Source organism: Anaerobacterium chartisolvens, from assembly GCF_003337415.1.
In the GTDB taxonomy this organism is placed as follows: Bacteria; Bacillota; Clostridia; order Acetivibrionales; family DSM-27016; genus Anaerobacterium; species Anaerobacterium chartisolvens.
The window spans coordinates 1-2,854 of sequence record NZ_QPJT01000065.1; the positions used below are offsets into that span (position 1 = coordinate 1).

The following is a 2,854-nucleotide window of genomic DNA, read 5'->3' on the forward strand; positions in this document are numbered from 1 at the left end:
TACACTCAGGGAAAGTGATTCTTCTCTTTCTGCTAATACCTTCAATATACCCCACAAATCCACCTTCTTTCCAATCAACTATACAATAATCCGAAGTCTAATTTGTATAGTCAATTGTAACACATATCGTTCGAATTATGTTAACCAATTCTTGGGGTATTAGCACAGTCTGGCGTCCCCCAATGTTCGGGCCAAGTTGGCCCGAACATTGGGGGGTTTGGGTCGGCTTGCCCCAACAAGCAATTTTTAGGATTTGACCGCAAGGGAAAACCTTAAAAATGTGCAAGTGTCAATACACTTGCCCTGCTTGCCGTTTAGTGAAAAAGCAAAAAAACCTATTTTTGCCTTAGTATGTTTGGAATACTATTGACACTAAAAGCCAACTGAACTATAATGTACTTATACAATAAGTTCACTTAGGTTCGGAGGTGACTGTGTGGAAATTATTATAAGTAGCAATACAAACAAACCAATTTATGAGCAGATAACATCACAAATAAAAGCAATGATTATGAGTGGGGAGTTGCAGACGGGCGATCTCATTCCTTCTATGCGTTCACTGGCAAAATCAATTCATGTAAGTGTAATTACTGTTCAAAGGGCATATGAAGATTTACAGCGTGACGGTTTCATTGAAACAACCGTTGGCAGGGGGAGTTTTGTATCTGCTCAAAACAAAGATTTTTATCAGGAAGAGCAACAACGACAAGCGGAAGAACACTTGCAGATAGCCGCAGAAATCGGCAGGGCAAGCAATATTCCACTCAATAAACTGATAGAACTACTGACAATATTCTATGCTGAGGAGGAATAACATGGACTACATATTAAAATTGGATGGAGTGTCAAAAAAATTTAGTGAATCTAATTTTGCGCTGAATGACATATCCTTTGCGTTGCCTTATGGCTCTATTATGGGTTATATAGGCGAAAATGGAGCAGGAAAAACTACGACAATAGGCTGTATCCTCAATACGATTATTCAAGACTGCGGTACAATAACTATTTTCGGAAAGGAAATGAACGACAGCGAAATTATGCTTCGTCAAGACATCGGTGTTGTTTATGACGGTGACAACTTTCCCACATATTTGACTGCTGAAAAATTGGCAAATGTCATGAGAGGGCTGTACAAGAATTGGGACGACAGTCTTTATCAGAAATATCTTGCAAACTTCAAGCTAAACCCAAAACAGAAGGTAAAAACCTATTCAAAAGGTATGTCTATGAAGTTAGCAATCACAGTCGCCCTCGCTCACCACCCGCAGTTGCTAATTTTAGATGAAGCGACAAGCGGTTTAGACCCTGTTATGCGAGAGGAAATATTAGAAGTGTTTTTGGATTTTGTTCAAGATGAAAGGCACTCTATTCTTTTATCATCACACATAACAAGCGACTTGGAAAAGGTCGCGGACTATATCACTTTTATTCACGATGGCAGTATTCTTTTATCTGCGAAGAAAGATGATTTGTTGTATAACTATGCTATTATGCGCTGTAAATCTGAACAGTTTACCCGATTAGACAAGAATGATATTTTAGCTTATAGAAAAAGAGATTATCAGATTGACGTTTTAGTTGCTGATAAAAGTAAGGCCGAACGCAAATATAAAGACATAGTAATAGACACAGTTTCTATTGATGAAATTACTTTGCTGTTAATTAAGGGGGAAAGGTTATGATTGGACTTTTGAAAAACAATTTTTATGGAGCAATAGGAAGTGCGTTTTTTATCTTTGCGGTTTTTGTAACTGCCGGGTTAGCTCTTTTGATTACTGGAAATCCGTCGCTACTCAATTTATTAGTTATATTGTCCGGAACTGCATTCTCTTTCAATGCTATTGCTGGTTTTAGAAAAGAAGCGGCAACAAAATGGAATAAATACGAACTAACGATGCCAGTTAGGCGTAAAGACATTGTGAAAAGTAGATATATTGGCCATGTTTCTTGGATAATCGTGGGGATTGTGCTTGCTGCTGTCTTTGTTGGTTTTACATTACTTGTACATGGCGACCGGTATTTTTACCATGTGGTTCGTGACCCATTGACACTGTTTTGTCTAAGCGTTGGCATAGCGCTGTTGTTGGGTGCGCTTTACTATCCTGCAATATACCTTTTCGGAGCAGATAAGAGCGAAGTTCTTATTATAACAGGTTTGCTTGGTGCGGTTGGTATAGCGTTCGGCATTATTTGGCTTATCAATGCCGGGAATGATTTCCAATCGCTTGCTGACCCCGAATACTATTTGTTTATATCTGTTTTTATGGGAATAATTGTTTCTCTGTTTGCACTATCTTATCTTCTAACAATATTTGTGTTTAATAAAAAGGAATATTAAAGTATTCACTTCCGGTCAAGTTGGCTCGAAGTTGTAAGACTTTAGGGGACGCTCCTGTTTTTTGTTATCTTAAATAAAACTTTCATTATATATGTATATGTTTGTAAAAAGCAGAAGCGTCCCCCTTTTTTTCTTTTTACGCTTTTTTTACCTAACAGCCTGATAAACCAACATTTCAAGCAATGACAACAGAATATTGCCTCTGGTTATTAGCTCAAAATCAGGCTTGCCCTCGCTTCTATCAATTCGGAGTGCCTGCAAAACTGCCATTCTGCATCGTGTCTCGGGCTGAATCCTGACCGCATATTCCACATTGTTGACTGTCATATTCACAGTATAGCTGGCCTCTAGGGGTTTTGCGTGTGCCTTCTTCAGTAAATCCTTATGAAGATGATCATATTGTCTTGGCTTTAATTGACGGATAATCATAAAATCACTTTCCTTTCAAAATCGTACAACCCTTGAAAGAAGGTACAACGCATGATACAATATTTACGTTGTGACTGTCTTTTAGAT

Annotated in this window: 4 protein-coding genes; 3 read left to right on the forward strand and 1 reads right to left on the reverse strand. The window is 38.2% G+C overall.

What is annotated here, in order from left to right:
* The first annotated feature begins 436 nt into the window (after positions 1-436).
* Genes DFR58_RS21480 through DFR58_RS21490 form a run of 3 tightly spaced genes read left to right on the forward strand, consistent with a single transcriptional unit; the run spans position 437 to position 2,338 of the window.
* Positions 437-814 (forward strand): GntR family transcriptional regulator, encoded by a 378-nt coding sequence (locus tag DFR58_RS21480; RefSeq protein ID WP_114300500.1) that lies wholly within the window; start codon positions 437-439, stop codon positions 812-814.
* A gap of 1 nt (position 815) precedes the next feature.
* Positions 816-1,682 carry an ABC transporter ATP-binding protein gene (locus tag DFR58_RS21485; RefSeq protein ID WP_114300501.1) on the forward strand — a complete coding sequence of 289 codons (867 nt, stop codon included), beginning with the start codon at positions 816-818 and terminating at the stop codon, positions 1,680-1,682.
* Positions 1,679-2,338 carry an ABC-2 transporter permease gene (locus tag DFR58_RS21490; RefSeq protein ID WP_114300502.1) on the forward strand — a complete coding sequence of 220 codons (660 nt, stop codon included), beginning with the start codon at positions 1,679-1,681 and terminating at the stop codon, positions 2,336-2,338. The genes DFR58_RS21485 and DFR58_RS21490 overlap by 4 nt, the downstream gene beginning before the upstream one ends.
* A gap of 147 nt (positions 2,339-2,485) precedes the next feature.
* Here DFR58_RS21490 and DFR58_RS21495 read toward each other — a convergent pair whose 3' ends face one another.
* Positions 2,486-2,767 (reverse strand): hypothetical protein, encoded by a 282-nt coding sequence (locus DFR58_RS21495; protein WP_114300503.1) that lies wholly within the window; start codon positions 2,765-2,767, stop codon positions 2,486-2,488.
* Positions 2,768-2,854 lie beyond the last annotated feature (87 nt).